This window comes from Herbaspirillum huttiense (genome assembly GCF_047300815.1).
Lineage (GTDB): Bacteria > Pseudomonadota > Gammaproteobacteria > Burkholderiales > Burkholderiaceae_D > Herbaspirillum > Herbaspirillum huttiense_A.
Map to the genome: position 1 here is coordinate 3,811,039 of NZ_CP178608.1, position 24,301 is coordinate 3,835,339.

General features: G+C 64.5%; 22 protein-coding genes. 9 read left to right on the forward strand and 13 right to left on the reverse strand.

Annotated features, from left to right (window positions below):
* The first annotated feature begins 76 nt into the window (after nt 1–76).
* The 3 genes from wrbA to ACLRDN_RS17455 are packed head-to-tail and all read left to right on the forward strand — an operon-like array spanning nt 77 to nt 2,566.
* Complete coding sequence (gene wrbA / locus ACLRDN_RS17445) at nt 77–718, forward strand: NAD(P)H:quinone oxidoreductase (RefSeq protein WP_413457313.1); 642 nt, start codon at nt 77–79, stop codon at nt 716–718.
* Nucleotides 715–1,107: a DUF2069 domain-containing protein gene (locus tag ACLRDN_RS17450; RefSeq protein ID WP_413457314.1), complete on the forward strand. Its 393-nt coding sequence runs from the start codon at nt 715–717 to the stop codon at nt 1,105–1,107. Before wrbA ends, ACLRDN_RS17450 begins: the two co-directional genes overlap by 4 nt.
* Before the next feature lie 52 nt (nt 1,108–1,159).
* Nucleotides 1,160–2,566, forward strand: coding sequence for an FAD-binding oxidoreductase (locus ACLRDN_RS17455; protein ID WP_413457315.1), 1,407 nt, complete (start codon nt 1,160–1,162; stop codon nt 2,564–2,566).
* 187 nt (nt 2,567–2,753) lie between these two features.
* Here the strand turns inward: ACLRDN_RS17455 and ACLRDN_RS17460 are convergent, their stop codons facing one another.
* Complete coding sequence (locus ACLRDN_RS17460; RefSeq protein ID WP_413457316.1) at nt 2,754–4,868, reverse strand: putative bifunctional diguanylate cyclase/phosphodiesterase; 2,115 nt, start codon at nt 4,866–4,868, stop codon at nt 2,754–2,756.
* Nucleotides 4,869–4,909: 41 nt separating this feature from the next.
* On the opposite strand from ACLRDN_RS17460, the gene ACLRDN_RS17465 reads away from it, so the two are divergent.
* Together ACLRDN_RS17465 and ACLRDN_RS17470 are read left to right on the forward strand one after the other, a co-directional pair.
* On the forward strand, nt 4,910–5,221 hold the full coding sequence (locus ACLRDN_RS17465; RefSeq protein WP_413457317.1) for a hypothetical protein: 312 nt from the start codon (nt 4,910–4,912) through the stop codon (nt 5,219–5,221).
* A gap of 124 nt (nt 5,222–5,345) precedes the next feature.
* Entirely contained in the window at nt 5,346–6,686 is a 1,341-nt protein-coding gene (locus ACLRDN_RS17470; RefSeq protein ID WP_413457318.1) for a phospholipase A, read from the forward strand.
* Nucleotides 6,687–6,765: 79 nt separating this feature from the next.
* Here ACLRDN_RS17470 and gorA read toward each other — a convergent pair whose 3' ends face one another.
* Both gorA and ACLRDN_RS17480 read right to left on the reverse strand, forming a co-directional pair.
* Nucleotides 6,766–8,133: a glutathione-disulfide reductase gene (gene gorA, locus ACLRDN_RS17475; RefSeq protein WP_413457319.1), complete on the reverse strand. Its 1,368-nt coding sequence runs from the start codon at nt 8,131–8,133 to the stop codon at nt 6,766–6,768.
* Nucleotides 8,134–8,197: 64 nt separating this feature from the next.
* Nucleotides 8,198–9,853 (reverse strand): ABC transporter permease, encoded by a 1,656-nt coding sequence (locus ACLRDN_RS17480; RefSeq protein ID WP_413457320.1) that lies wholly within the window; start codon nt 9,851–9,853, stop codon nt 8,198–8,200.
* 108 nt (nt 9,854–9,961) lie between these two features.
* Between ACLRDN_RS17480 and ACLRDN_RS17485 the strand changes: the two genes are divergently transcribed.
* A complete protein-coding gene (locus tag ACLRDN_RS17485; RefSeq protein ID WP_413457321.1) occupies nt 9,962–11,107 on the forward strand; it encodes an ABC transporter ATP-binding protein in 1,146 nt (381 codons plus the stop codon).
* A 58-nt stretch (nt 11,108–11,165) separates the two neighbouring features.
* Here the strand turns inward: ACLRDN_RS17485 and ACLRDN_RS17490 are convergent, their stop codons facing one another.
* The 10 genes from ACLRDN_RS17490 to ACLRDN_RS17535 all read right to left on the reverse strand — a co-directional run bounded on the left by ACLRDN_RS17490 (nt 11,166) and on the right by ACLRDN_RS17535 (nt 20,507).
* The gene (locus ACLRDN_RS17490; protein WP_008330905.1) at nt 11,166–11,396 is read right to left on the reverse strand and encodes a hypothetical protein; all 231 of its coding nucleotides are present in this window, start codon (nt 11,394–11,396) and stop codon (nt 11,166–11,168) included.
* Nucleotides 11,397–11,548: 152 nt separating this feature from the next.
* Nucleotides 11,549–12,940, reverse strand: coding sequence for a TAXI family TRAP transporter solute-binding subunit (locus ACLRDN_RS17495; protein WP_413457322.1), 1,392 nt, complete (start codon nt 12,938–12,940; stop codon nt 11,549–11,551).
* A gap of 60 nt (nt 12,941–13,000) precedes the next feature.
* The gene (gene cynS / locus ACLRDN_RS17500; RefSeq protein WP_034329823.1) at nt 13,001–13,444 is read right to left on the reverse strand and encodes a cyanase; all 444 of its coding nucleotides are present in this window, start codon (nt 13,442–13,444) and stop codon (nt 13,001–13,003) included.
* 133 nt (nt 13,445–13,577) lie between these two features.
* A complete protein-coding gene (locus ACLRDN_RS17505; protein ID WP_413457323.1) occupies nt 13,578–14,432 on the reverse strand; it encodes an ABC transporter ATP-binding protein in 855 nt (284 codons plus the stop codon).
* A gap of 13 nt (nt 14,433–14,445) precedes the next feature.
* Nucleotides 14,446–15,294 (reverse strand): nitrate ABC transporter permease, encoded by an 849-nt coding sequence (ntrB, locus tag ACLRDN_RS17510; protein ID WP_088754928.1) that lies wholly within the window; start codon nt 15,292–15,294, stop codon nt 14,446–14,448.
* Nucleotides 15,294–16,697, reverse strand: a complete 1,404-nt coding sequence (locus tag ACLRDN_RS17515) for a CmpA/NrtA family ABC transporter substrate-binding protein (protein WP_413457324.1) — start codon at nt 16,695–16,697, stop codon at nt 15,294–15,296. The genes ntrB and ACLRDN_RS17515 overlap by 1 nt, the downstream gene beginning before the upstream one ends.
* Before the next feature lie 190 nt (nt 16,698–16,887).
* Complete coding sequence (locus ACLRDN_RS17520) at nt 16,888–17,550, reverse strand: response regulator (protein WP_413457325.1); 663 nt, start codon at nt 17,548–17,550, stop codon at nt 16,888–16,890.
* Complete coding sequence (locus ACLRDN_RS17525) at nt 17,547–18,749, reverse strand: PAS domain S-box protein (RefSeq protein WP_413457326.1); 1,203 nt, start codon at nt 18,747–18,749, stop codon at nt 17,547–17,549. Before ACLRDN_RS17525 ends, ACLRDN_RS17520 begins: the two co-directional genes overlap by 4 nt.
* 56 nt (nt 18,750–18,805) lie before the next feature.
* On the reverse strand, nt 18,806–19,567 hold the full coding sequence (locus ACLRDN_RS17530; RefSeq protein ID WP_209534462.1) for an SDR family NAD(P)-dependent oxidoreductase: 762 nt from the start codon (nt 19,565–19,567) through the stop codon (nt 18,806–18,808).
* Between the two features lie 220 nt (nt 19,568–19,787).
* Complete coding sequence (locus ACLRDN_RS17535; protein WP_413457327.1) at nt 19,788–20,507, reverse strand: FadR/GntR family transcriptional regulator; 720 nt, start codon at nt 20,505–20,507, stop codon at nt 19,788–19,790.
* A gap of 527 nt (nt 20,508–21,034) precedes the next feature.
* On the opposite strand from ACLRDN_RS17535, the gene ACLRDN_RS17540 reads away from it, so the two are divergent.
* From ACLRDN_RS17540 to ACLRDN_RS17550, 3 genes are all read left to right on the forward strand, one after another.
* Nucleotides 21,035–21,940 carry a LysR family transcriptional regulator gene (locus ACLRDN_RS17540; RefSeq protein ID WP_413457328.1) on the forward strand — a complete coding sequence of 302 codons (906 nt, stop codon included), beginning with the start codon at nt 21,035–21,037 and terminating at the stop codon, nt 21,938–21,940.
* 138 nt (nt 21,941–22,078) lie between these two features.
* A complete protein-coding gene (locus ACLRDN_RS17545; RefSeq protein WP_413457329.1) occupies nt 22,079–22,933 on the forward strand; it encodes a putative hydro-lyase in 855 nt (284 codons plus the stop codon).
* 107 nt (nt 22,934–23,040) lie between these two features.
* The gene (locus tag ACLRDN_RS17550; RefSeq protein ID WP_413457330.1) at nt 23,041–24,282 is read left to right on the forward strand and encodes an MFS transporter; all 1,242 of its coding nucleotides are present in this window, start codon (nt 23,041–23,043) and stop codon (nt 24,280–24,282) included.
* Nucleotides 24,283–24,301: the final 19 nt, after the last annotated feature.

Genomic DNA, 24,301 nt, shown 5'->3' on the forward strand with positions numbered 1-24,301 from the left:
CAGATGAAGAAAAAGCGGGGATGCATCGGCTTTTCCTGCTGTCTGGGCGCAAAAAAACGGAAATATAATAAGTCACATGACGACCTCTTCGACCGCCCCTTCCGTGCAGACCTCCTCCAACGCCACCATTCTGGTGCTCTACTATTCGCGCCATGGTGCCACCCGCAAGCTGGCCGAACTGATCGCCCAGGGCGTGGAAAGCGTGCCCGGCTGCGACGCCCGCCTGCGTACCGTACCGGCGGTCTCCACCGTGACCGAAGCGGTGGAACCGGACGTGCCAAGCTCGGGCGCCCCCTACGTGGAAGCCAGCGACCTGGCCGAATGCGACGGCCTGGCCCTGGGTTCGCCCACGCGCTTTGGCAACATGGCAGCGGCCATGAAGTATTTCTGGGATGGCACTTCGCCGCAGTGGCTCTCCGGCGCTCTGGCCGGCAAGCCGGCCTGCGTCTTCACCTCCACCGGCAGCCTGCATGGCGGCCAGGAATCGACGCTCTTGAGCATGATGCTGCCGCTGCTGCACCACGGCATGCTCATTGTGGGCCTGCCCTATTCGCATCCCGAACTGATGAACACCTCCAGCGGCGGCACGCCTTACGGTGCCAGCCATTGGGCGGGCGTCAACGGCAACCAGCCGCTGTCGGACGACTCGCGTACCCTGGCCATCGCGCTGGGCAAACGGCTGGCAGAAAACGCCATCAAATTACGGAGACCATCATGAACAGCAGTGCCCGCTACTTCTACCTCGGCGCCAGTTCCAGCCTGATCGCCCTGATCCTGCTGTGCCTGGCGTGGGAACTGGTGCTGGCGCCGCTGCGGCCGGGCGGTTCGTGGATGGTGTTGAAAGTGGTGCCGCTGCTGCTGCCCCTGCGCGGCGTGTTGAAGCGCGATGTCTATACGCTGCAATGGTCCTCCATGCTGATCCTGGTCTACCTGGCCGAAGGCCTGGTGCGCGCCACCAGCGACAGCGTCCATGCCTCGGTACTGCTGGCCTGGGCCGAAGTGGCGCTGACCACGCTGTATTTCGTCTGCGCGCTGGCGTATTTACATCCGTTCAAGAAGGCCGCCAAGGAAATCGCCCGCCAGGCCATCCAGAAGGCCTCCCAGTAAGCTTCTCCCCCTCCACTATGGCGCGCCGCCTCGCGTGGCGCGCCCTGCTTTCATGACCGACTTCCTCGCTGCCTGCCGCGCCGCCATCGGCGCCGCCCATGTCCTCACCGATGCCGCCGACACCGCCGGCTACCTGACCGACCAGCGCGGCCGCTACACCGGCCGTGCGCTGGCCGTATTACGCCCGGCCGATACGGCCGAAGTGGCGGCGCTGGTACAACTGTGCGCGCGCCATGGTATCCCGCTGGTGCCGCAAGGCGGCAACACCGGCCTGGTACTGGGCAGCGTGCCCGACCAGCAGGGCAATGCCGTGGTGCTCTCGCTGCGGCGCCTGAACCGTATCCGTGCGGTGGATCCGGTCAACAATACGATGACGGTGGAAGCCGGCTGCGTGCTGCAGCACCTGCAAGAGCAAGCCGCAGCAGTGGAGCGCCTGTTCCCGTTGTCGCTGGCGGCTGAAGGCAGCTGCACCATCGGCGGCAATCTCTCCACCAATGCAGGCGGCACCGGCGTGCTGCGCTATGGCAATACGCGCGAGCTGTGCCTGGGGCTGGAAGTGGTGACGGCCGAAGGCGAGATCATGAGCAGCATGAAGGGCTTGCGCAAGGACAATACCGGCTACGACCTGCGCGACCTCTTCATCGGGGCAGAAGGTACGCTGGGCATCATCACCGCTGCGGTAGTCAAACTGTTCCCGCAACCGCGCGCGCAACTGACAGCGCTGGTGGCGCTGCAGACCCCGGCGCAGGCGCTGCAACTGCTGCAGCAGGCGCAAGCGCGCTGTGGTTCGGCCTTGACCGGTTTCGAGCTGATGTCGGCGTTCTGCCTGCAGCTGGTCTGCAAGCATTTCCCCGAGCAGCGCCTGCCCTTCGCCCAGGCGCATCCGCAATACGTGCTGCTGGAACTGTCGGACAACGAATCTGAGGACCACGCCCGCACGATCTTTGAAACCTTGATCGGCGAGGCACTGGAACAGGGGCTGGCGGACGACGCCGTGATCGCCGCCTCGCTGGCCCAGTCCAAGGCCTTGTGGCGGCTGCGCGAAAGCATCTCGATGGCGCAGGCGCACGAGGGCAAGAACATCAAGCACGACATCTCGGTGCCGATCTCGCGCATCGCCGAATTCATGGACGTGACCGATAGCCTGGTGCAGCAGGCCGCACCGGGTTGCCGCATGGTCAGCTTCGGTCACCTGGGCGATGGCAACCTGCACTACAACGTCTCGCCGCCGGTGGGCGTGGCCGATGCCGACTTCCTGGCGCGCCAGGGCGACATCAACCGCGTGGTGCATGACAGCGTGGACCGCTTCGGCGGCTCGATCTCGGCCGAGCATGGATTGGGGGCATTGAAGCGCGAAGAGATCCTGCGCTACAAGTCCCCGGTGGAACTGCGTCTGATGCGCGCCATCAAGCAGGCGCTGGACCCGCAGCAGTTGATGAATCCGGGCAAGGTGCTGTGACGCCGCTTTGAAGCGCGATTCAACAAAAAGGGACGGACGCCAATACGAGCCGTCCGCCCCAACCTCCCCCTCAGGAGCCTGCCTGAAACGCTTACCTTGCTCGCGTTTCCCTATGTGGTGATCTTTGCATCAAGCGCGCTGCTCCAATCCAAGGAATAGCAGGCGATGCCACGGCCAATTTGTGGATTCAGGCCGCCGTCTTGTGCTGTGCGCCCTGCTTTTTCCCGCCCGGCTGCTCGCGCATGGTCTGCAGAAACAAGTCCGGCGCCATCGGCCGCCCCATCAGGTAGCCCTGCAGGGCGTCGCATCCCACCGCATGCAGGAACTGCTGCTGGCGCTCGGTTTCCACCCCTTCGGCCACGATGCGCAGGTTCAACGTGCGTCCCAGGGCCACGATGGCCGAGACGATGGCGGCATCCTCGGTGCCATCGCTCAGGTCGCGTACGAAACCGCGGTCGATCTTCAGTTCATTGGCTGGCAGGCGCTTGAGATACAGCAGGCTGGAGTAGCCGGTACCGAAATCGTCGATGGAAATCTCCACGCCCAGGTCGGCGATCTGCTGCAGCGTCTGCAGGCTCTGCTCGGTATTGCTCATGGCGGTCGATTCGGTGACCTCCAGGGTCAGGCAGGACGGCGGCAGCTGGTGTTTCTCCAGCGCAGCACGCACCACGTCCAGCAGGTGCGGATCGGCAAACTGTACCGGCGAGAGATTGACCGCGATCTTCCAGTCCGAATAGCCCAGGGTCAGCCACTCGTGCATCTGGCGGCAGGCCTCGTCCAGCACCCAGGCACCGATGGGGATGATCAGGCCGGAGCGCTCGGCCAGGCTGATGAATTCATCGGGCCCGACCAGCCCGCGCTGCGGATGCTGCCAGCGCAGCAGCGCCTCGGCACCCAGCACCGTGTCGTCCGAGAAGCTGAACTTGGGCTGATAGACCAGCCGGAATTGCTTGCGCTCCAGCGCCACCCGCAGGTCCTGCAGCCATTGCAGCTGATGATGCGCATTGGCATTCATGGACGGCTCGAAGAAGTTGTAGCCGTTGCGGCCGGCGCGCTTGGTGTGATACATGGCGGCGTCGGCATTGATGACCAGGTCGTGGCGGGTGGCGCCGTCATCCGGATAGATGGCGATACCGATGCTGGCCGAGACGCGCAACTCCTGCCCGGCCAGGCGGAACGGCAGGTTGACCGCCTCCACCAGCTTTTCGGCCACCGGCATGGCGTCTTCCGGGGAAACCAGGTCCACCAGGATCACGAATTCGTCGCCTCCCAGGCGTGCCACCGTGTCGTGCGCCCGCATGGCGCCCAACAGGCGCTGTGCGACCTCCACCAGCAGGCGGTCACCCACATGGTGGCCCAGCGAATCATTGATGGCCTTGAAACCATCCAGGTCCATGAACATCAGCGCGAAATGCCCCTGGTGACGGGAGGCCTTGTTGATGGCCTGGGTCAGGCGGTCTTCCAGCAGGGTGCGGTTGGGCAGCTTGGTGAGCTGGTCGTGCAGCACCATCTGGGTCAGTTCTTCATTGGCTTCGGCCAGCGACCGGGCCAGCTTGGCGGTACGCGACTCCAGCCGGGCATCCAGCACGGAAGTGAGCAAGGCGATGGTCAGCACCGCCAGCGTCACCACGATGATGAGGACCGCCAGCCAGCCCGTGCCCACGCCCTCACGCGCTGACAGGCAGATCGAGCCATTGGGGAAGGTCGCCGCCGCCATGCCGGTGTAGTGCATGCCGACGATGGCCACGCCCATCACCACCGAGGCGCCGGCGCGGGCGGCTTTCACGTGCGGCGTGTTCCTGCGCAGGCTGAAGGCGATCCACAGCGCCGCCGCCGAAGCCGCCACAGCAATCAGGATCGAGGCCAGGAACAGCACCAGGTCGTAATCGATACCCGGCTGCATGCGCATGGCCGCCATGCCGGTGTAATGCATGCCGGCAATGCCGGTGCCCATCAGCAAGGCACTGCCGAAGAGCCGGCGCAGCGGCAATTCGCTGCGCGTGACGATCCACAGCGCGAAGCCCGAGGTGGCCATGGCGATGAGCAGCGAGAGCGTGGTGATCCAGACGTCGTAGCCCAGTGCAATGGGCAGACGGAAAGCCAGCATGCCGATGAAATGCATCGACCAGATGCCCACCCCCATGGCCACCGCGCCGCCGGTCAGCCAGAAACGCGCTGCGCGTGACTGCAGGCGGCTGGTGGTGTTGATGCGCTCGGCCATGTCCAGCGCCGTGAAGGACGCGAGAATGGCAACCAGCAGGGAAACGACAACCAGCAGCTTGTCGTAGGAGGCAATGAGCATGGCAAAGACCAGTGCAATAAGAACGGCGAATTGAGCGAAGCTTGCAGGAAGGCTGGCTGGCCCGTGTTGTGGCGCATTGGCAAGTCCCGCCCCGGCAAACAACTTGGCAACATGGATCACTTGTCATCAAGCTTAGGTGGCGCGAGATTGTCACACAATCAGGGAATACCCGTTGTCATATTGATATTTATAATCGAAAAGCTGTACAAACCCCGAGTCAAATAGGCGGCACCTCATGGCCAAATGCATCCCCAAGACATCCTCCGGCAAAAATTGCCACGATCAAAGTCGTCCAATGGGCAGAAGATGTCGATGCGCTGGCAACTTTATGCTGCGCCGCTGATCTGTTCTGACGGCAGTGCAGGCATGACAGCCCGGCATGCGTACGGCGTCCTCCCTGGATGCCCTTCATCCGGCACTGCGTAGAACTGACTGCAAGACGACAACAAAACACAACAAATCGACAACAAGGAACCTATGCTGAGCTTATCCCAATTCCGCCTGCCCACGGAAAAAGATGGCCTGCCCGCGCGCCAGCGCCTGTCGCGCCGCGTGGCCCTGGCCCTGTGCGGTGTGGCTGCGCCGCTGTGGCTGGCCGCCCCGGCCCATGCCGGCATTTCGATGGTGCAGCCGCCCAAGCGCATGGACGCCACCAAGCCGCTGGAACTGACCCTGCTGGTGTCCGAAGACGAACAGGCCGAACGCACCTATCAGTTGCCCGCCACCTTGCTGGTGGCCGCCTCGGCCGACATGATCCCGCCGCAGCAGATCGCCCTGCAGCGCGTCGATGGCGAGGACAGCCTGACCCTGAAGCAAGGTGAATTCCGCAAGGTGCGCTATCGCGGCGAGCTGCCGCGCCGCCTGCGTGGCATGGTGCGCATCGAGCCGATCGGCATGGATGCGTCACCGGTGCTGGTGGCGGTGGTGCGCCCGGATCCGTCGCTGGGGCCCTTGCCGGAATCGCCCGACCTGATCAACACGCCGCTGGCCGACTCCAGCAGCAAGGTCGCCCCGGTGGCGCCCTCGGCCACGGTCTTTACGCCCGGCGCCAATGCCTCGCCCATCGACAGCGCACCGGCGGCCGAAGACATCCTCTCCAACAATCGCCGGCTCTCCTTCAATGAGCCGATGTATTTCACGGTGGGCCACAACAATGGCGACACCAATGCGCGCTTCCAGCTCAGTCTCAAGTTCCGCGTGTTCGTGCCGGACGATCCGCGTTCGCGCGGCCTGCTGGACAATCTCTACCTGGGCTACACCCAGTTCTCGCTGTGGGACCTGTCGGCGCCCTCGGCCCCCTTCCGCGATACCAGCTATCGTCCCAGCCTGTATTACTACCTGCCGGACGTGGGCATACAGAACCGCATCTTCAGCCGCATCGGCATCGCCACCGGCCTGGAGCACGAATCCAATGGCCGCGACGGCACCGCCTCGCGCAGCATCAATACCTATTTCATCGAGCCGACCTTCAACTTCGGCAACCTCAACGACTATCACTTCAAGGTCGCCCCCAAGGTCTATGCCTATCTCGGCCCCACCCGCGACAATCCGGACATCGGCGACTACCGCGGCCACATGGACCTGAAGCTGGCCTACGGCAAGCCCGACGGCGTGGAAGTGGCCACGATGCTGCGCAAGGGCAAGCTGGGCGGCAAGTACAGCGCCCAGACCCAGGTCACCTACCCGCTCTCGCGCCTGCTGCCGGGCACTGCCGGCTACCTGATGGCCAGCTACTTCTATGGCTATGGCGAGAGCCTGCTGACCTACAACCAGAAGGATCATCCGCAACTGCGCATCGGTTATGCGCTGTGGCGATGAGCGCTTGGCGCATCACATGAAGCAAAACGGGGATGCCCATGCATCCCCGTTTTCTTGAGTGCTGCCTGGAGAGCGGGACTCAGGCCACCGGCGTACGCATGGTCACGAACTCTTCGGCGGAGGTCGGATGGATGCCGATGGTGGTGTCGAATTGCGCCTTGGTGGCACCGCATTGCAGGGCCACTGCAAAGCCCTGGATGACTTCGCCGGCATCGCCGCCGACCATGTGCACGCCGAGCACCTTGTCGGTCTGCCCATCGACCACAAGCTTCATGAAGGTACGCTCGGTGTTGCGCGAGAGGCTGTTCTTGAGCGGCTTGAAGTCGGTTTTGAAGATTTTTACTTCACCATGGGTCTTGCGCGCCTGTTCTTCGGTCAGTCCCACGGTGCCCACATTGGGATGACTGAACACCGCTGTCGGAATGTTCTGGTAGGACATCACGCGCTCGCCCTTGCCGAACAGGCGCGCCACCACCACCATCGCTTCAGCCAGGGCCACGGGCGTGAGGGCCACACGATCGATCACGTCGCCCACGGCGTGAATCGAGGGCACGTTGCTCTCGAAATTCTCATCGACCACCACGGCGCCGTTTTCCTTCAAGGCGACACCGGCCTTCTCCAGCCCCAGGCCGCGCGTATTGGGCGTACGTCCGGTGGCAAACAGCACGCACTCGGCCGCCACGGTTTCACCATTGGTCAGGCGCACCTGCTTGACGCTGTCCTCGCCCGCATGCGGCGCTTCGATGGCGGCGATGCTGGCATCGAAGACCAGGCGGATGCCCTTCTTGGCCATTTCATCGGCCAGGTGGATGCCCAGGTCGGCATCCATGTTGCGCAACAGGCGCTCGCGGCGATAGACCAGCGTCACGTCGCTGCCCAGGCCATTGAGGATGGAAGCCAGTTCCACGGCGATGTAGCCGCCGCCCAGCACCACCGCGCGTTTCGGCAAGCCCTTGAGATGGAAGAAATCGTCCGAAGTGATCCCCAGCTCGCTGCCCGGGATCTGCGGCTTGTCGGGATGGCCGCCGGTGGCCACCAGGATGTGGCGAGCCGTGAAACGCTTGCCCTCCACACTCACGGTGTGCGCATCTTCCACCGTCGCAAAGCCGCGATGCAGGCTTACGTTGGCGCCATCGAGCAGGCGCTGGTAGATGCCGTTGAGGTGCGTGATCTCGCGGTCCTTGTTGGCGATCAGGGCCGACCAGTCGAAGGTGGGTGCGCTGTGCAGGGTCCAGCCGTAACCGGCGGCATCAGCGAAATCCTCGTGGAAATGAGCGCTGTAGGACATCAGCTTCTTGGGGATGCAGCCGACGTTGACGCAGGTGCCGCCCAGATCGCCCTTCTCGGCCAGCCCTACGCGGGCCCCGGCCTGGCCGGCGAAGCGCGCTGCGCGCACGCCGCCGGAACCGCCGCCGATGGTGAAGAGGTCGTAATCGTATTGGCTCATGGTTTCTCCAGAGAGTGGCCGCAGCCCCCTGGCTACGCCCATTGTTGGTCTTTCCGCCTTTGCGTTATGCGGGCGGAAGCGCGCTTTGCAAGTCCGTGCGGCGCCGGCCATCGAGCGCCCGCATCACCAGCAGCACCGGCGCCAGCCCCACCAGCACGATGGACAAGGCCGGCAAGGCCGCCTCGCCCAGGCGCTCGTCGCGCGCCAGGTTGTGTGCAATCACGGCCAGGGTATCGGTATCGAAGGGACGCAGCAGCAAGGTCGCCGGCAACTCCTTGACCACATCGACGAACACCATCAGCGCCGCCACCGCCAGCGAGCGCCACAACAGCGGCATGTGCAGGCGCCAGGCAATCACCGCGCGCGAACTGCCCAAAGTCCGCGCCGCTTCGTCGAGGCTGGCCGGAATGCGCGTGTAGCCGGACTCCACCGACTGCACCGCAACCGCCGTGAAGCGTACCAGATACGCGTAGATCACGCCCAGCGAGCTGGCCGTGAGCAGCACGCCCAGGCCCGCAGCCGGCCACAACGCCTGCAGCCAGGCCACCGGCAGCAGGATGCCGACCGCGATGACCGACCCGGGAATGGCATAGCCCATGCCGGCCAGGCGTGCGGTCAGGCGCAGCACCAGCCCCTGCAGGCGCGGCAGGTGCGCGCCGCGCAGCGCGAAGCACAGGCCCAGCGCCAGCACGATGGCCGCCAGCGCCGCCAGGCCGCCGAAGCGGAAACTGTTCCAGACCCAGCCAGCATAACGGGCCAGATCGAAGGCGGGCATGGCCGCATCGCTGCTGCCCCACTGCCCGGCCCACAACTGCAACAGGATCGCCACCGGCAGCACGAAACCCAGCACCACCGGCAAGCCGCACACCGCCCAAGCCGCCAGCGTCTGGGCGCCGGACAAGTGCGGCAGGCGCGCCTCGGCGCCCTCGCTGCCGCGCGCACCGCGTGTGGCCGCAAAGCGCATGCGGCCCTGCTCGCGCCGCTCCAGCCACAGCAGCACCGACACGAAGAGCAGCAGCAGCGAGGCGTACTGGGCGGCGGCGATGCGGTCATCCAGTACCACCCAGGCCTTGTAGATGCCGGTGGTGAAGGTGGTCAGGCCGAAGTAGGCCGAGACACCGTAATCGGCCAGCGTTTCCATGAGCGCCAGCGCCGCGCCGGCCGCCAGGGCCGGACGCGCCAGCGGCAAGGCTACGCGCCGGATGCGTTCGGACAGGGGCGTGCCCAGCATGCGGGCGGCCTCCATCAGGTGCATGCCGCGCTCGGAGAGTGCATTGCGCGCCAGCAGGTAGGCATAGGGATAGAGCGTGAAGACGAACATGCACACCGCCCCCGGCAGACCGCGCACATCCATGCGCCAGCCCGGGAACCAGCCGCGCAGCGTGCTCTGCACGGCGCCCGCGTATTGCAGGAAATCGGTATAGGCATAGGCCGACACATAGGCCGGCATGGCCATCGGCAACAGCAGCGCCCAGGACAGCCAGCGCCGTCCGCGAAACTCGAACAGGCTCACCGTCACCGCCGCCGCGCCACCGACGAGGACCACGCCCAGCGGCACCATCAGCGCCAGCCAGCCGGAGGTGGCCAGGTAGCCGGGCAATACGGTCTGCATCTGCTGGCGCAGGTTGTCGATGCCGGCCGCATCCAGCCCGAACCAGGCAGCGAGGATGCCGAAGAGCGGCAAGGCGATCAGGACAGCGAGCAAACCGATGATGTGCATAAACAGGAACGGCCCAATAAAGAATTGCCAGGGGAAGTCGGCGGTCCATGCGCTACACTGCGCACTCCGAGACAAACGCGAATTGTAACCATTTCATCGAGCCTGCCCATGTTTCTGGAAGTCGATCACGTCAGTATCCGTTATCCCCGCAGTGTGCAAGCGGCCGTCGATGCCGTCTCGCTGCGCCTGCAGCCGGGCGAGCTGGGGGCCCTGATCGGCCCCTCCGGCAGCGGCAAGACCAGCCTGCTGCGCGCCGTGGCCGGCCTGGAACCTGCGCAATCTGGCCGTATCCGGTTAGACGGAACATTGCTGGAAGGCGATGGCGTGCGCGTGCCGGCCGAGGCGCGGCGCATCGGGATGGTGTTCCAGGATTTCGCGCTGTTTCCGCATCTGGATGTGGCGGCCAATATCGGCTTTGGCTTGCGCGGCATGGTACGTGCGCAGCGGGAACAGATCGTCATGCAGATGCTGGCCCTGGTCGGCCTGCCCGAAGCGGGCAGCAAATTCCCGCACCAGCTATCCGGCGGCCAGCAGCAGCGCATTGCCCTGGCGCGCGCGCTGGCACCGCAGCCGCGCCTGCTGTTGCTGGACGAACCGTTTTCGAGCCTGGATGTGGAACTGCGCGAACGCCTGGCGCACGACGTGCGCGACATCCTCAAACGCACCGGCACCACCGCCCTCATGGTCACCCACGATCAGCTGGAAGCCTTTGCGGTGGCCGATGTGGTGGGGGTGATGCGGCACGGCAGATTGGAACAGTGGGATACGCCCTACGCGCTCTACCATCGTCCGGCCACCCGCTTTGCCGCGGATTTCATCGGACATGGGGTATTGCTGCGCGGCGAGGTGCAAGCGGCAGCGGATGCCGGGGTACAAGGCGAGATCAGCGTCCGGACCGCAGCAGGCCTGTTGCGCGGACTGCCGGTGGAAAGCGGACGCGATGCCAGCGCCGCGCAGGTCGATGTATTGCTGCGGGCCGACGACGTCATGCACGACGATGCGTCGCCCTTCAAGGCGCAGGTGGTGCGCAAATCATTCCGGGGCGCGGAATTCCTCTACACCCTGGCGCTGGAGAACGGCCAGCAACTGCTCTCGCTGGTGCCCTCGCATCACGATCATGCGGTCGGGGAATGGATAGGGATCAGCCTGGATGTGACGCATTTGGTGACGTTTCCAAACATGGAATCATCATTGGCAGCGGCACCTTCTGCAATGGCAGACACCGCCCCCGGGGCCACCGGCAAGCCGGGCTGATCGACCCCGGCCGCCCTCCCCAGCGCGTCCACCACCAGCCAGTCAAGCGCACGCCGCATCAGCCGCGCGCCTTCGACAGCACCACCAGCCAGCGGCGCAACAACAGGATTTCCACATGGCCGGGCTCGATGCCAGCACTGCATTCGATCACCGGATTGACCCGGTAACGGCGCACGTAGGTATCACGGCAGATGAAGATTTCGCGGCGACCCAGGCGGATGGCCAGCGAAGACGGGGTGGACGATGCAACAGCGAAGCGAGCGTCGGAAGCAAGATCAAAGTGGGTCATGGCAGCGATTCCTCTTCTTGTCGATAGGAGGCTTCACTTTAGCATAGTACTGTATGAATACACAGTACTTTTTATACAGTACTGTACACACCATGGCGAGCATACAACAGCCGCCGCCCCCCTGCCCTTCCGAGCCTGCTACGGCGTGGCGCTCAGGCCACACCGGCCGCCAGCCGGGCCCGCACGAAGCCGATATGCTCCCGCAGCACGTAGAACTGGTCGGCAAAGGCCAGCGGCATCTTCATGCGATTGACCGCCATCTCGATCTCGTCCAGGCGTTTGATCATCTCGGCCTGCTCCTCCGGCGACTCGCGCGAGAGCCCGCGTTCCAGCGCGATCAGCTCGCCATACCAGCGATAGATGCGCGAACGCACCCGCCAGCCATAGAGCATCGGCACCAGGCGGATGCCCGGAATCAGCAGCAGGATCACCGGCAGCACGATCACCACCGCGCGGTCCACCAGGCTGGCCATCCAGAACGGCAGGGTGCGGTAGAAGAAGGTTTTGCCGGACTTGTAGTAGCGCGCCGCATCGTCGCTGATCGGATATTCATGCTCCAGCGGGGCCGGGAATTCCCCGGCCTTCTGCATCACGTTGGCCTTGCCGTGGACCTCGCGGGCGGCGGCGATGAGCAGGTCCGAGAGCGCCGGATGCAGGTCCTCGCGCGCCACCAGTTCGGCCGTGGGGGCAATTAGCTGGGTATCGCGCGCCGGCAGGTTGTGCGCCAGGTCGAACACGCCCATGGGCATTTTGAGGGTATTGAGATAGCGGAAGCGCCGCACGTAGGCATCGGCCTGCGAAAAATCCAGCAGCCGGATGCCGGGCGCGCGCAAGAGCTTGCCCATGGTCGCCACCGAGACCGAATCCCCCATCAGGAAGGCTGCATCGATCTTGCCGCTGGTCAGCGCCTGCGAGGCCTCGTCGCCGCCGATGTTGAGCAGCTCGGTAGTACCGCCCGGCTCGACGCCATTGGCTTTCAAGAGCGTGGCGGCCAGCACGCTGGAGCCACTGCCCTGCCCGCCGATGGCAATGCGCTTGCCCGCCAGTTCCGACAACTGCCGCAGCGGGGGCGCTGGCCGCCCATCCTCGCGCGGCGGCGGCACGCGGTAATACACCGACACCGGCACATAGGAGATGCTGCCCAGCGACACCAGCGGGCCCAGGGATTCAGCCGGTACTGCGCCAGCCAGGCCACCCTGCACGAAACCGACGTCCACATTCTGGTCCGGGTCGGCCAGCCGCTTGAGGTTGTCCAGCGAGCCGCCGGTCTCGACGATGTCCAGCCGGATGCCGTCGCGCGCCAGCAGCGCCTTGTAACGTTCGGCCACGCGCCAGAAATTGCTGTCCTTGGGACCGGCGGCAATGGTGATGGACGAGGGCGGCGCCGGCCGGATCAGCCAGATCACCAGCCACGCGCCCACCAGGATCAGCAGGATGATGGGACCGAAGCTGACGGCGAGATCGCGCCACGAGATGGCCACGAAGCGCGCCCGGATGCGGGTGGCCGAGGGGGCGTAGGCGGAGAGTTTCTTGTCTTTGAGCATGCGCGCTATTCTAGCCGCGCATTGCGCCTTTGCATTGCCGCCCTTGTAACCCGATGTGACTCAGTAGGTTTTATAAGGCAGGAACTTGCCCGACAGCATCACGTTGACGCGATCGCCATTGGGGTCGGCCTGGCGCTGGATATCCATCTTGAAATCGATGGCGCTCATGATGCCGTCGCCGAACTCTTCGTGGATCAGCTCCTTGATGGTGCTGCCATAGACACTGACGATCTCGTACCAGCGATAGATCAGCGGATCGGTCGGCACCGGGGTCGGCAGCGAACCCTTGTAGGGCACGATCTGCAGCCACAGCGTTTCTTCGTCGGTCAGTTCGAAGAGCTCCTGTGCCACGGCGGCCTGCTTGGCGGTCAGGGTCATCTGGCCCAGCATGGCGGCGGTAGTCCACTCCTTGCTCTGGCCGATGCGCTCGGCGATCTGGGCCCAGGTCATCTTCTTGCTGACCTTGGCGGTGACGATCTTCTGGGTAACTTGGTTGCGGTCCATGCGCTCTCTCCTTGTGGTGGACGAAAAATGAAAACCGACGACACTTTGTAGTGCGCGTCATCGATCCTGACGAAACGATGCTGCAAAACGACGATATAAACTGACGAAATGGCAGGTCGCCCTGCCCCCGTCTTCAAGCGGCAGCCTGCTCCAGCCCCGGCATGACGATGCGGGTCGGCAGGCGCGCTGCGCCGCTGGCCTGCGCTGCCTGGATCTGGCGCGAACGATGCACCAGGAAATCGACCAGGTGATTGCGGATGCGATAGAACTGCGGATCGTGGTGCATGCCTTCGCGCGTGCGGTTCTTGGGCAGCGTATTGATGACCACCTCGGCGATGCAGGCCTGCGGACCGTTGGACATCAGGAAAATCTTGTCGGCCAGCAGGATTGCTTCATCGACGTCGTGGGTAATCATGAACACGGTCTGGTGGGTGGCCGCGCAGATCTTCAGCAACTCGTCCTGCACCACGCCACGGGTCAAGGCATCGAGCGCACCGAAGGGCTCATCCATCAACAGCATCTTGGGCTCGATGGAAAAGGCGCGCGCAATGCCCACGCGCTGCTTCATGCCACCCGACAGCTCCGAGGGCTTCTTGTGTTCAGCGCCCTTCAGTCCCACCATCTCGATGAATCGCCGTGCATGGTCCTCTGCCTTGGCGCGCGGCCAGTCCGGCCAGCGCGACCGCACCGCGAACACCACATTGCCCAGCACGCTGAACCAGGGCATGAGCGCATGGCTCTGGAACACCACGCCGCGATCCAGGCTCGGTCCCTTGACCTCGCGCCGGTCCATGATGACCACGCCCTCGCTGGCCGCCTCCAGCCCGGCCAGCACGTTGAGGATGGTGGTCTTGCCGCAGCCCGAGTGCCCGATCACGCAGACGAATTCGCCGCGATCGATACCGAAGGACACCTGCTCGAACACCGGCGGCGCGCCCGCTGCATAACGCTTGGCCAGGCCCTGCACGCTCAGGAAATTGTGGTCCATGCTGCTGCTCCCTTCATTCGACATAGGTGACCCACTTCTGCAGCCGCGCGAAGATCAGGTCCAGCACCATGCCGGTTACGCCGATGACCAGGATGGCGAAGATCACGCTGGTCAGCGACAGGTTGTTCCATTCATTCCAGACGAAGTAGCCGATGCCGGTTCCGCCCACCAGCATCTCGGCAGCCACGATCACCAGCCAGGCGATGCCCATGGAGATGCGCATGCCGGTCAGAATGGTGGGCGCTGCCGCCGGCAGGATCACCAGGAAGGCGCGCCGCAGCGGCGCCACCTCCAGCGTCTTGGCCACGTTCAACCAGTCGCGCCGCACCGAGGCCACGCCGAAGGCGGTGTTCATCAGCATCGGCCAGACCGAGCAGATGAAGATCACGAACACCCCCGACACCGAGGAATCCTTGATGGTGTAGAGCGCCAGCGGCATCCAGGCCAGCGGGGAAATAGGCTTCAGGATCTGGATGAAGGGATTGAGCGCACGCTGCATCAGCGGCGACATCCCCAGCAGGAAGCCCAGCGGCACCGCCACCACCGCCGCAATCGCAAACCCCAGCCCGACCCGGCCCAGCGAATAGGCCAGCTGGATGCCGATGCCCTTGTCATTGGGACCGTTGTCGTAGAAGGGATTGCTCAGTTCCTTGCGAATGGTCTCGCCCATCTGCGCCAGTCCGGGGAAGCCATCGCGCTTGGCCGCGCCGCTGCTCTTGCCCATCAGCTTGGCGTACTCATCCTGGGCGGCACTGGCGGCGCTCTCCTTGGGCAGCGTGGCCAGGTGCCACACCATCAGCAGGGCGGCCAGCAGCAGCAGGGAAATGAGCGCGGCGCGCCAGCCGAGATGCTGGGCCGGCATCACGCGCTCCTCTTGATGGCGAAGCTGTTCACGTAGGCGTCGGCCTTGTTGGCATCAAACTCCTTGCCCATGATGGAATACTTGCGGTAGGCCCCGTCCGGCACCGGCTGGCCCAGCTCCTTCATGTGCTTCTTGGCCTCGGTCACCAGCAGCACCTTTTCGGCGATGGCCTTGTAGTCGACGTCGCCCTTGATGTAGCCCCAGCGCTTCATCTGCGTGAGGATCCACACCCCCATCGAATCCCAGGGCACCGGATCGAAGTCGGCGCGGCCCGGCACGTTCTTGACGTTGCCCAGGCCATCGGCGAAGCGGCCGGTGAGCACCTGCTCCACCACCGTCTCCGGCTGGTTCAGGTAGGCCGGCGGCGAGATCACCTTGGCCACCAGCGAGCGGTTGGCCGGATCGCGTGCCATGGCCGCCGCAGTCAGCACGGCGCGGAACAGCGCCGCAAAGGTATTGGGATTCTGCTTGATGAACTCTTCGGAGGTGCCGAAGGCGCAGCAGGGGTGCCCGTCCCAGATCTCCTTGGAGAGGATATGAATGAAACCGACCTCGTCATAGACCGCACGCTGGTTGAACGGGTCCGGCCCGAGGAAGCCGTCGATGTTGCCTGCGCGCAGGTTGGCCACCATCTCCGGCGGGGGCGTGACGCGAATCTGCACATCGCGGTCCGGGTCCAGGCCGTGCTCGGCCAGGTAGTAGCGCAGCAGAAAATTGTGCATCGAGTATTCGAAGGGCACGGCAAACTTGAAGCCCTTCCATTGTTGGGGATCGCGCTTGTCCTTGTGCTTGGTATGCAGCGTGATGGCCTGGCCGTTGATGTTCTGGATGGTGGCCACGCGCATCTGCGTGGCATTGCTGCCCACGCCCATGGACATGGCAATGGGCATGGGTGACAGGAAGTGCGAGGCGTCGTGTTCCTTGTTGATCATCTTGTCGCGGATCAGCGCCCAGCCGGCCGTCTTGTTGAGCGACACGTTCAGGCCCTGCTTGCGATAGAAGCCCAGCGGATCGGCCATGATGAGCGGTGCGGCACAGGTGATGGCGATGAAGCCGATCTTGAGGTCCTTCTTTTCCAGCGCGCCATTCTTTTCCTGCGCCATGGCCTGCAGCGAGCCCAGCGGCAGCACGCTGGCAATGGCCGCGCGCGCCGCGTTCTTGCCCACCGCCCGCAGGAAATCACGGCGTTCGGCCACGCGCGGGAAGAGCGAACGCATCAGCGCTTCTTCCACCACGTCGTTGGTCAGGGTTTCCACATCGCGGCCGCGCTGCAGGCGCTGCTGCTCGGCCAGCACATCGGCCTCGTGCTGTTGCTGGCTGCCGTGGCGGCCGCAGGAACAGCCCTGCCCGGCGCGTTCGGCGTCATAGGTGTGGAACAGATTGGTCTCTGGTGCGTCCGGCATGATTCCCCCGTTTGGTGAGTGTCAGGTGAGTTGCTGCGTTCACTGTCACTACCTGCAAGGGATTTGCCAGCCCGCTGCAATACGTCATGGGCGCACGACATCTTGTAGTGCTGCCACTACAAGCAACGTCGATCACATCGTCAGAATGACGAAAACGCGCTGCAAAATGACGACAGCCGGAGAGAAATGCTCACACCGGCAGCAACTGGTGCCGCACGGCATACATGGCAATGCCCACGTCATTGGAAGCCCCGGTCTTCTCCAGGATACGGCTGCGATAGGTGCTCACCGTATTGGGGCTCAGCTCCAGCTGGTCGGCGATTTCCTTGACGCTGCGTCCGGCGGCGATGAGCTGGAAGACCTGGTATTCGCGGTGCGACAGGCTCTCATGCGCGGCCCGCTGCGGGGCCGTGGCGCGCTGGGCCAGGCCCGATGCCAGGGTCTCGGCCATCTGTGCGCTCACGTAGAGGCCGCCGCCAGCGGCCTTGCGGATGGCTTCCACCAGTTGCTCGGGGTCGGTGCTCTTGTTGAGATAACCCGCTGCGCCCAGCTTGTAGCAACGGGCCGCGTATTGTTTCTCGGGATAGGTAGACAGCATCAGTACCGGCAGGCGCGGCATCTCCTGCTTGATCTGGCGCAGCACGTCCAGCCCGTCCTGCTGGGGGATGGCGATGTCCAGCAGCACCAGGTCGATCGCCTCGACCCGCGCACTGTGCAGCACCTCCGGCCCGCTGGCGCATTCGGCGGCCACCTCGATGTCGGGCGTGTCGGCCAGGATCTGCTTCAAGCCCTCGCGCACGATGCGATGGTCGTCGCAGAGCAGGATGCGGATGTTGTCGCCGGGGCGGTTCATGGCAGCTCCCGGCTGGCGTGATGGGGCAGGCGCAGGCACACCAGCGTGCCCGGCCTGCCGTGCTCTGGTGCACACCGCGCACCAGCAATGCTCAGTGCGCCACCGAAGTGCAAGGCGCGCTCGCGCATGCCCATCACGCCATAGGACGTGGCCGCTTCCTGCGCGGCGTGGGGCGTGCCCACGCCATCGTCTTCCACTTCCATGCGCAGTTCTGCCGGGGTGAGGTGAACCGCGATGCGCACCTGCGTGGCCTGCGCGTGGCGCGCCACATTGGAGAGCATTTCCTGGAAGATGCGAAACGCCGCCGTGGCCTTGGCCCCATCCGGGACGAAGGCTTCCGGCGCGATATCGAACTCGACCTCGCAGGGCAATTCGGTGGCTTCGGAGAATTCCTGCACCTGCCATTCCAGGGCGGCAATCAGGCCCTGGTGATCGAGGATGCTGGGGCGCAGGTCGGTGATGATGCGTCCCACGTTGTCCACTGCGGTTTCGATCAGGCGGCTCATGACCTCGCACTTGCGCGCCACCGGATCGAGGTCGGTGACGCGCTTGGCCATCCAGTTCACATCCAGTTTCAGCGCCACCAGCAGGCTGCCCAGTTCGTCGTGGATTTCGCGGGCAATGCGGGTGCGTTCATCCTCGCGCACCGAATGCGCATGCGCCGACAACTGCCGCACCTGGCGCAGTGCAGCCGAGAGCTCGCGGGTGCGCTCGGCCACGCGCACTTCCAGTTCGGCCTTGGCTCGTTGCAACTGTTCCTCGGCCTGGCGCCGTTTGGAGATATCGCTGAACGCAATCACCGCCCCGCGCACCTGGCCGCCATCGATGATCTGGTAGGAAGAATATTCGGTCGCAAAGCAGCTGCCATCGGCGCGCCAGAACACTTCCTGGTCGACCCGGCAGGATTCGCCCTTGCGAAAGGCTTTCAGGATCGGGCATTCGGCCTCGGGGTAATGGCCGCCGTGTTCATGGCTGTGATGCACCAGTTCGTGCATGTTGTGGCCAAGCACGTCTGCCGGCGCATAGCCCAGCATGGCCGCCCCGGCGCGGTTGATGAAGGTGCAGCGCCCCTCCAGGTCGATACCGTAGATGCCCTCGCCGGTGGAGTCCAGCAGCAGGGCCAGCTTGTCGCGCAGCAGGCCGCCTGGCGGGGCCAGGGCGGCAGCAGCGGAAACGGGCAGGAAAGGATCGTGGCGCATGATCCTTTCCTGCCCGCAAGAGCCATGCCAGAACCAGCCCGGCGCGGCGCCGGACCTTACGGCATGTACTGGCCGCCGTTGACGTCGATGATCTGGCCGGTGACGTAGCCCGACATCTGGTCCGAGGCCAGGTAGAGGAAGGCGCCGCTGCATTCGTCGGGCTCGCCGATGCGGCCCATGGGGATGGTCTTGCGGAAGCCCTCCAATTGTTCCGGCGTAGTGAAGCGTTCCTGGAACGGCGTCATGATCACGCCCGGCGCCACTGCATTGACGCGGATCTTGTCGGCCAGCAATTCCTTGGCCATGCCGCGCGTGATGGTGCTGACGAAGCCTTTGGAAGCCGCATAGATGAGCGCACCGGGGCCGCCGCCATGGCGTGCTGCCACCGAGGTGACGTTGATGATGTTGCCGCCGCCCTGGCCGCGCATGACGGGAATGACCGCCCGCGTGAAGGCCACCACCGAGCGGGCGTTGATGTTGATGATCTCGTCGAAGAGTTCATCGGTGACCGTTTCCAGCGGGGCACGCTTGACCAGTGCGCCGGCGTTGTTGATGAGGACGTCGATGCGGCCCATCTGCTCCACGGCCTTGGTGACGGCGGCGTTGATGGCCGCCGTATCGCGCACATCCGCGCCGATGGTGACGGCCTTGCTGCCGGCGGCGCGCACTTCTGCGGCCACGGCCTCCGCCTCTTCCTTCGAGCTGTTGTAGTGGACCACCACGTGTGCGCCACGTGCTGCGAAGGCGCGCGCGGCGGCCGCGCCGATACCGGTGCTCGCACCGCTGATGAAAACGACTTTACCTGCCAGATCCAGCATGCTGTTCTCCTGCAATCGATTGATAAGGAAAGATCCTGCCTGTCCGGCTTGTAGAACGGAGTTCATCAACAGGCGGCCCTGCGCGCCTTGCCGGTATCGCTTCTTGTGAGGGGCACCGCGGCCATGCTGCGGCTGTGCTGCCACGCCGCCGTTGTGGAATGCTGCGGGACCAGCCCGGCAGCAACGGCGACGCTTCTTGCGTCAGATCGTACTTGTTGACTCAGTCGTGGACCGATTCGTTCTGGCTGCGTCCGGCGCTGCGATAGGCATCGCGCACCCTCAGCAGGTGATTGCGCATGGCCTCGGAGGCCTGGTGCGGATTGCGTGCCTTCAAGGCATCCAGGATGTCGCGGTGGTCCTGCAGGCTGCGTTCCAGCGTGGAGGGAATGCGCGAGGTGATGGAGCGGCTCTTCTTGCCCAGCATGTAGAGACTGCCGGCGACGCTTTGCAGGAAGGGATTGTTGCAAGCCTCGATGATGGCCTCGTGAAACTCCACATCCGCTGCCGAGAAGGCCGCCGGGTCCGACAGCAGCCGTGCCTCATCGTCGACATTGCGCGCCAGGCGCGCCAGTTCGGCGTCCTCGATATGGGTGGCAGCCAGTGCGGCCACGCCGGTCTCGATGATGAGACGGGCATCGAACAGCGCCTCCAGCGTGCCGGGGTTGAGATCGATGATCATCTCCAGCGGCTCCAGCAGCTCGCGTGTTTCCAGCGAGCTGACAAAGGTGCCCTCACCCTGGCGGATGCGCAGCAGGCCCAGCAGGGCCAGCCCGCGGATGGCCTCGCGCACGGCAGGACGGCCCACGCCCAGCATGGCCGCCAGTTCGCGCTCGGGCGGCAGCTGCTGGTCGGGTTTCAGCAGGCCGCTACGGATCATGGTCAGCAGCCGCTGGGCTACCTGCTCGGAAATGGATTTCTGGACGATGGGGTCGAAGGACATGCTCTCTGGATATCTGCCTGTAGGGTGAATCGCTGCCGTCGCGGCAGTGCCGGCCTGGCCCGCCAGCCCGGCGACTGCGGGCGACAAAAGGTAAGACCAATCGGGGGTGAGGATAGGTATGGGGGAGGATTGTGTCAAGCGGCGGGAAAATTGGTGCGGTGCGCAAGAATAATCAGGGACGGCCGCGTTTCCTGCTGGAGACTCTGGCCGCAGGATCTTTTGCAGCCCGATCAACAGGAGCAGATCGGAGAACCGTCGTCCGCAAGGAGATTGTTCCTTTTCGTTCGTCGATCATGTCCTGCACGCCGGACATGAGCTCATCAAATAGTCGGCGGCGGGGACGATTTCTTTTTACCATCGGCGGACGATACAGAAAGTTGGGATTAGATCCTATCGTCCTGAAGTGCGGCGTGGGTCGCGCATTGCGCACGTGGATGCATCACACATGAATACCGCAGCGCTCGCGCATCTGGTAGCCTAGCCGCGATTTCCAACGCCAAGTCTGCCCAACCCACCGCCGAGCACTCATGAACCTGCGTTTCGTCGAGGCCTTCCACTGGGCCGCCTCGCTCAAGAGCATCACCCGCGCCGCTGAAAAACTCCACATCACGCAATCGACCATGTCCAGCCGCATCGCCTCGCTGGAAGAAGAGCTGGGTGTAGTCCTGCTGGACCGCCGCGAGAAACAGTTTCGCCTCACCGTGGCCGGCCAGCGCTTCCAGCGGCTGGCGGTGAAACTGCTCGACATGCAGCGCCAGATCCGCCAGGAGCTTGGCGGCAACAGCGCCGGCCCGCTGCTGCTGCGCATCGGCAGCATCGAATCGGTAGTACACAGCTGGCTCCCTGCCTGGCTGCAGGAAATCCGCAGCCGCTATCCCGATTTCGCGCTGGAACTCACGGTGGAAACCTCGCCGGTACTGACCGAGCAGATCCGGCGCGGCGCCCAGGACCTGGTCTTTACCTCGACCGTAGGCAGCGACACGGCCGTGCGCTCGCGGCTGATGACGCCGATGGAAATGGTCTTCGTGGGCCATCGCGAACGCTTCGGCACCCGTTCTCACACGCTGGACGAACTCGCCGCGCACGACCTCATCACCTTTCAGCGTGGCTCGCAGCCGCACCAGGGATTGCTGCAGCTGTGCCAGGAATGGGGCGTGATCGAACCGCGCGTGCATGCCATCTCTTCCATCTCCGCCATGGTGCAGCTGGTCGAAGGCGGCTTCGGTGTGGCCACCCTGCCGCGCGCCTCGGTGCGCGAACTCACGCGCCGGCTTCCCTTGCGCATCCTGCGTTGCGAGGCCACGCTCCCGCCCTTGCAGATCCACGCCAGCTATCGCGAAGACCCCAGCTCCAGCCTGGCCGAACTGGTCCTCGATTCGGCATTGGAGCATGCACGCCGCACCCAAGGCAAAGGCCGCGCCACCGAAAAATGAGCCACTGGCACGGAAATCGCTATAGTGAAATTTCCGTTGTCCTCATCGAAAAAATCGATAACAAAAGATATAAATTTTTTGTTGGACGCTGTCCCGGCACGCTCCTAACATCGGCTCCATTCCAAGAAGGAGACCGCCATGCCAGAGACTGCTACCGCCTTGTCCGCCGTACCGATTCCTCCCGCTGCAGCGCCTGCGCTGTCGGCTGCCTCCAGCGCACTCGACGTGCGGCTGGCCGCCCGCAGCGGCGCGTTCACCGGCCACACCAGCGGGGTGGCCAGTGCCCATGTGCAGGTCAACCTGGCGATCCTGCCGGCGGCCCTGGCCGATGATTTTCTCGCCTTCTGCGAACGCAATCCCATTCCCTGTCCCTTGCTGGCCGTCTCCAAGCCGGGCTCGCCCGCCCTGCCCGCGCTGGGCCTGGACCTGGACGTGCGCAGCGACGTGCCGCGCTATCACCTGTGGCGCTACGGTGAACGCGTGGCTGAAGTGAACGACCTGCGCGCGGTGTGGCGCGACGACCTGGTGACCTTTGCACTGGGCTGTTCCTTCTCTTTCGAACATGCGCTGCTGGCCGCCGGTATTCCGCTGCGCCATGTGAGCGAGGGCCGCAACGTGGCCATGTACCGCACCAATATTCCGACGCAGCCGGTGGGCGTGTTCCAGGGACCGACGGTGGTGTCGATGCGGCCGCTCAAGGCCGCCGACGCCATCCGCGCCATCCAGATCACCGCACGCACACCGCAGGTGCATGGCGCACCAATCCACATCGGCGACCCGGCCCTGATCGGCATTGCCGATATCCACCAGCCCGACTATGGCGAAGCGGTGGACATCCACGCCGATGAGCTGCCGGTGTTCTGGGCCTGCGGCGTCACGCCGCAAGCCGCCATCGTCGCCGCCCGGCCCGAATTCTGCATCACCCATGCACCCGGCTACATGCTGGTAACCGACAAGCTCAACAGCGAACTGCTGCTCGACGCGCAGGCCTAGCGCCTGCTGCCGCTCTACCGTTTTTTCATCGATGGCTGCATGCTTGCTGCACACGGCCAGCGATGCCGCACGTCAGTGATTTACATACATTCATTACGGGGATCATCATGTGGCTGCAAGAGACAACGACATCCGAGCGACGCACGCTCACCGCAACCTTCACCGGCTATGCGGTGGATGGTTTTGATTACATGATCTACACCTTCCTCATCCCCACGCTCCTGGCCGCGTGGAGCATGAGCAAGGCCGAAGCCGGCTACATCGCCACCGGTGCCCTGCTGACCTCGGCCATCGGCGGCTGGGCTGCAGGCGTGCTGGCCGACCGCTACGGGCGGGTGCGCGTGCTGCAATGGACGGTGCTGTGGTTTGCGCTCTTCACCTTCCTCTCGGGCTTCACCACGTCCTTCGGCGAACTGTTCTTTACCCGTGCGATGCAGGGCTTCGGCATGGGTGGCGAATGGGCTGTCGGCTCGGTGCTGATCGCCGAGACCATCTCGGCCCGCCATCGCGGCAAGGCCTCGGGCCTGGTGCAGAGCAGCTGGGCGGTGGGCTGGGCGGCGTCGGCGCTGGCGTTCTGGGGCGTCTATGCGGTGCTGCCGCCGGAGACGGCGTGGAAGGTATTGTTCTGGATCGGCGTGCTGCCGGCCCTGCTGACGCTCTACATCCGCCGCGCCATCAGCGAACCGGAGGTCTTCCTGGCGACCCAGGCCCGGCTGCGCGAGAGCGGCCAGCGCGGCAACTTCCTGCGCATCTTCCATCGCGACCTGCTGCGCACGACGCTGCTGGCCAGCCTCCTGGCCACCGGCATGCAGGGTGCGTATTACTCGGTGACGACCTGGCTGCCCACCTTCCTGAAGACCGAACGCCACCTGTCGGTGCTGGGCACCAGTACCTATCTGCTGGTGCTGATCGGCGGCTCCTTCTGTGGCTACCTGACCTCGGCCTGGCTGTCGGACACCATCGGCCGCCGCCGCTGTTTCATGCTGTTCGCGGCCATGGGGATCGTGCTGGTGCTGAGCTATACGCAGCTCATCTTTACCGATGCATGGATGCTGGCGCTGGGCTTTGTGCTGGGGTTTTTCCTGTCGGGGATTTTCTCGGGGATGGGGGCTTACCTGTCTGAACTGTTTCCCAGCGATGTGCGCGGTTCGGGACAAGGCTTCTGCTACAACTTCGGGCGTGCGGTCGGGGCGATCTGTCCTGCGCTGGTCGGATATCTCAGCAACAGCCTGCCGCTGGGGCAGACCATCGGGTGGATTGCTGCCGGGTGTTATGGGCTGGTGATCGTGGCTTGCCTGATCCTGCCGGAGACCCGGGGCAAGGAGCTGGAGGCGGTGGTCGCGGCGTAGTGAAGGAAGGGGCGATGCC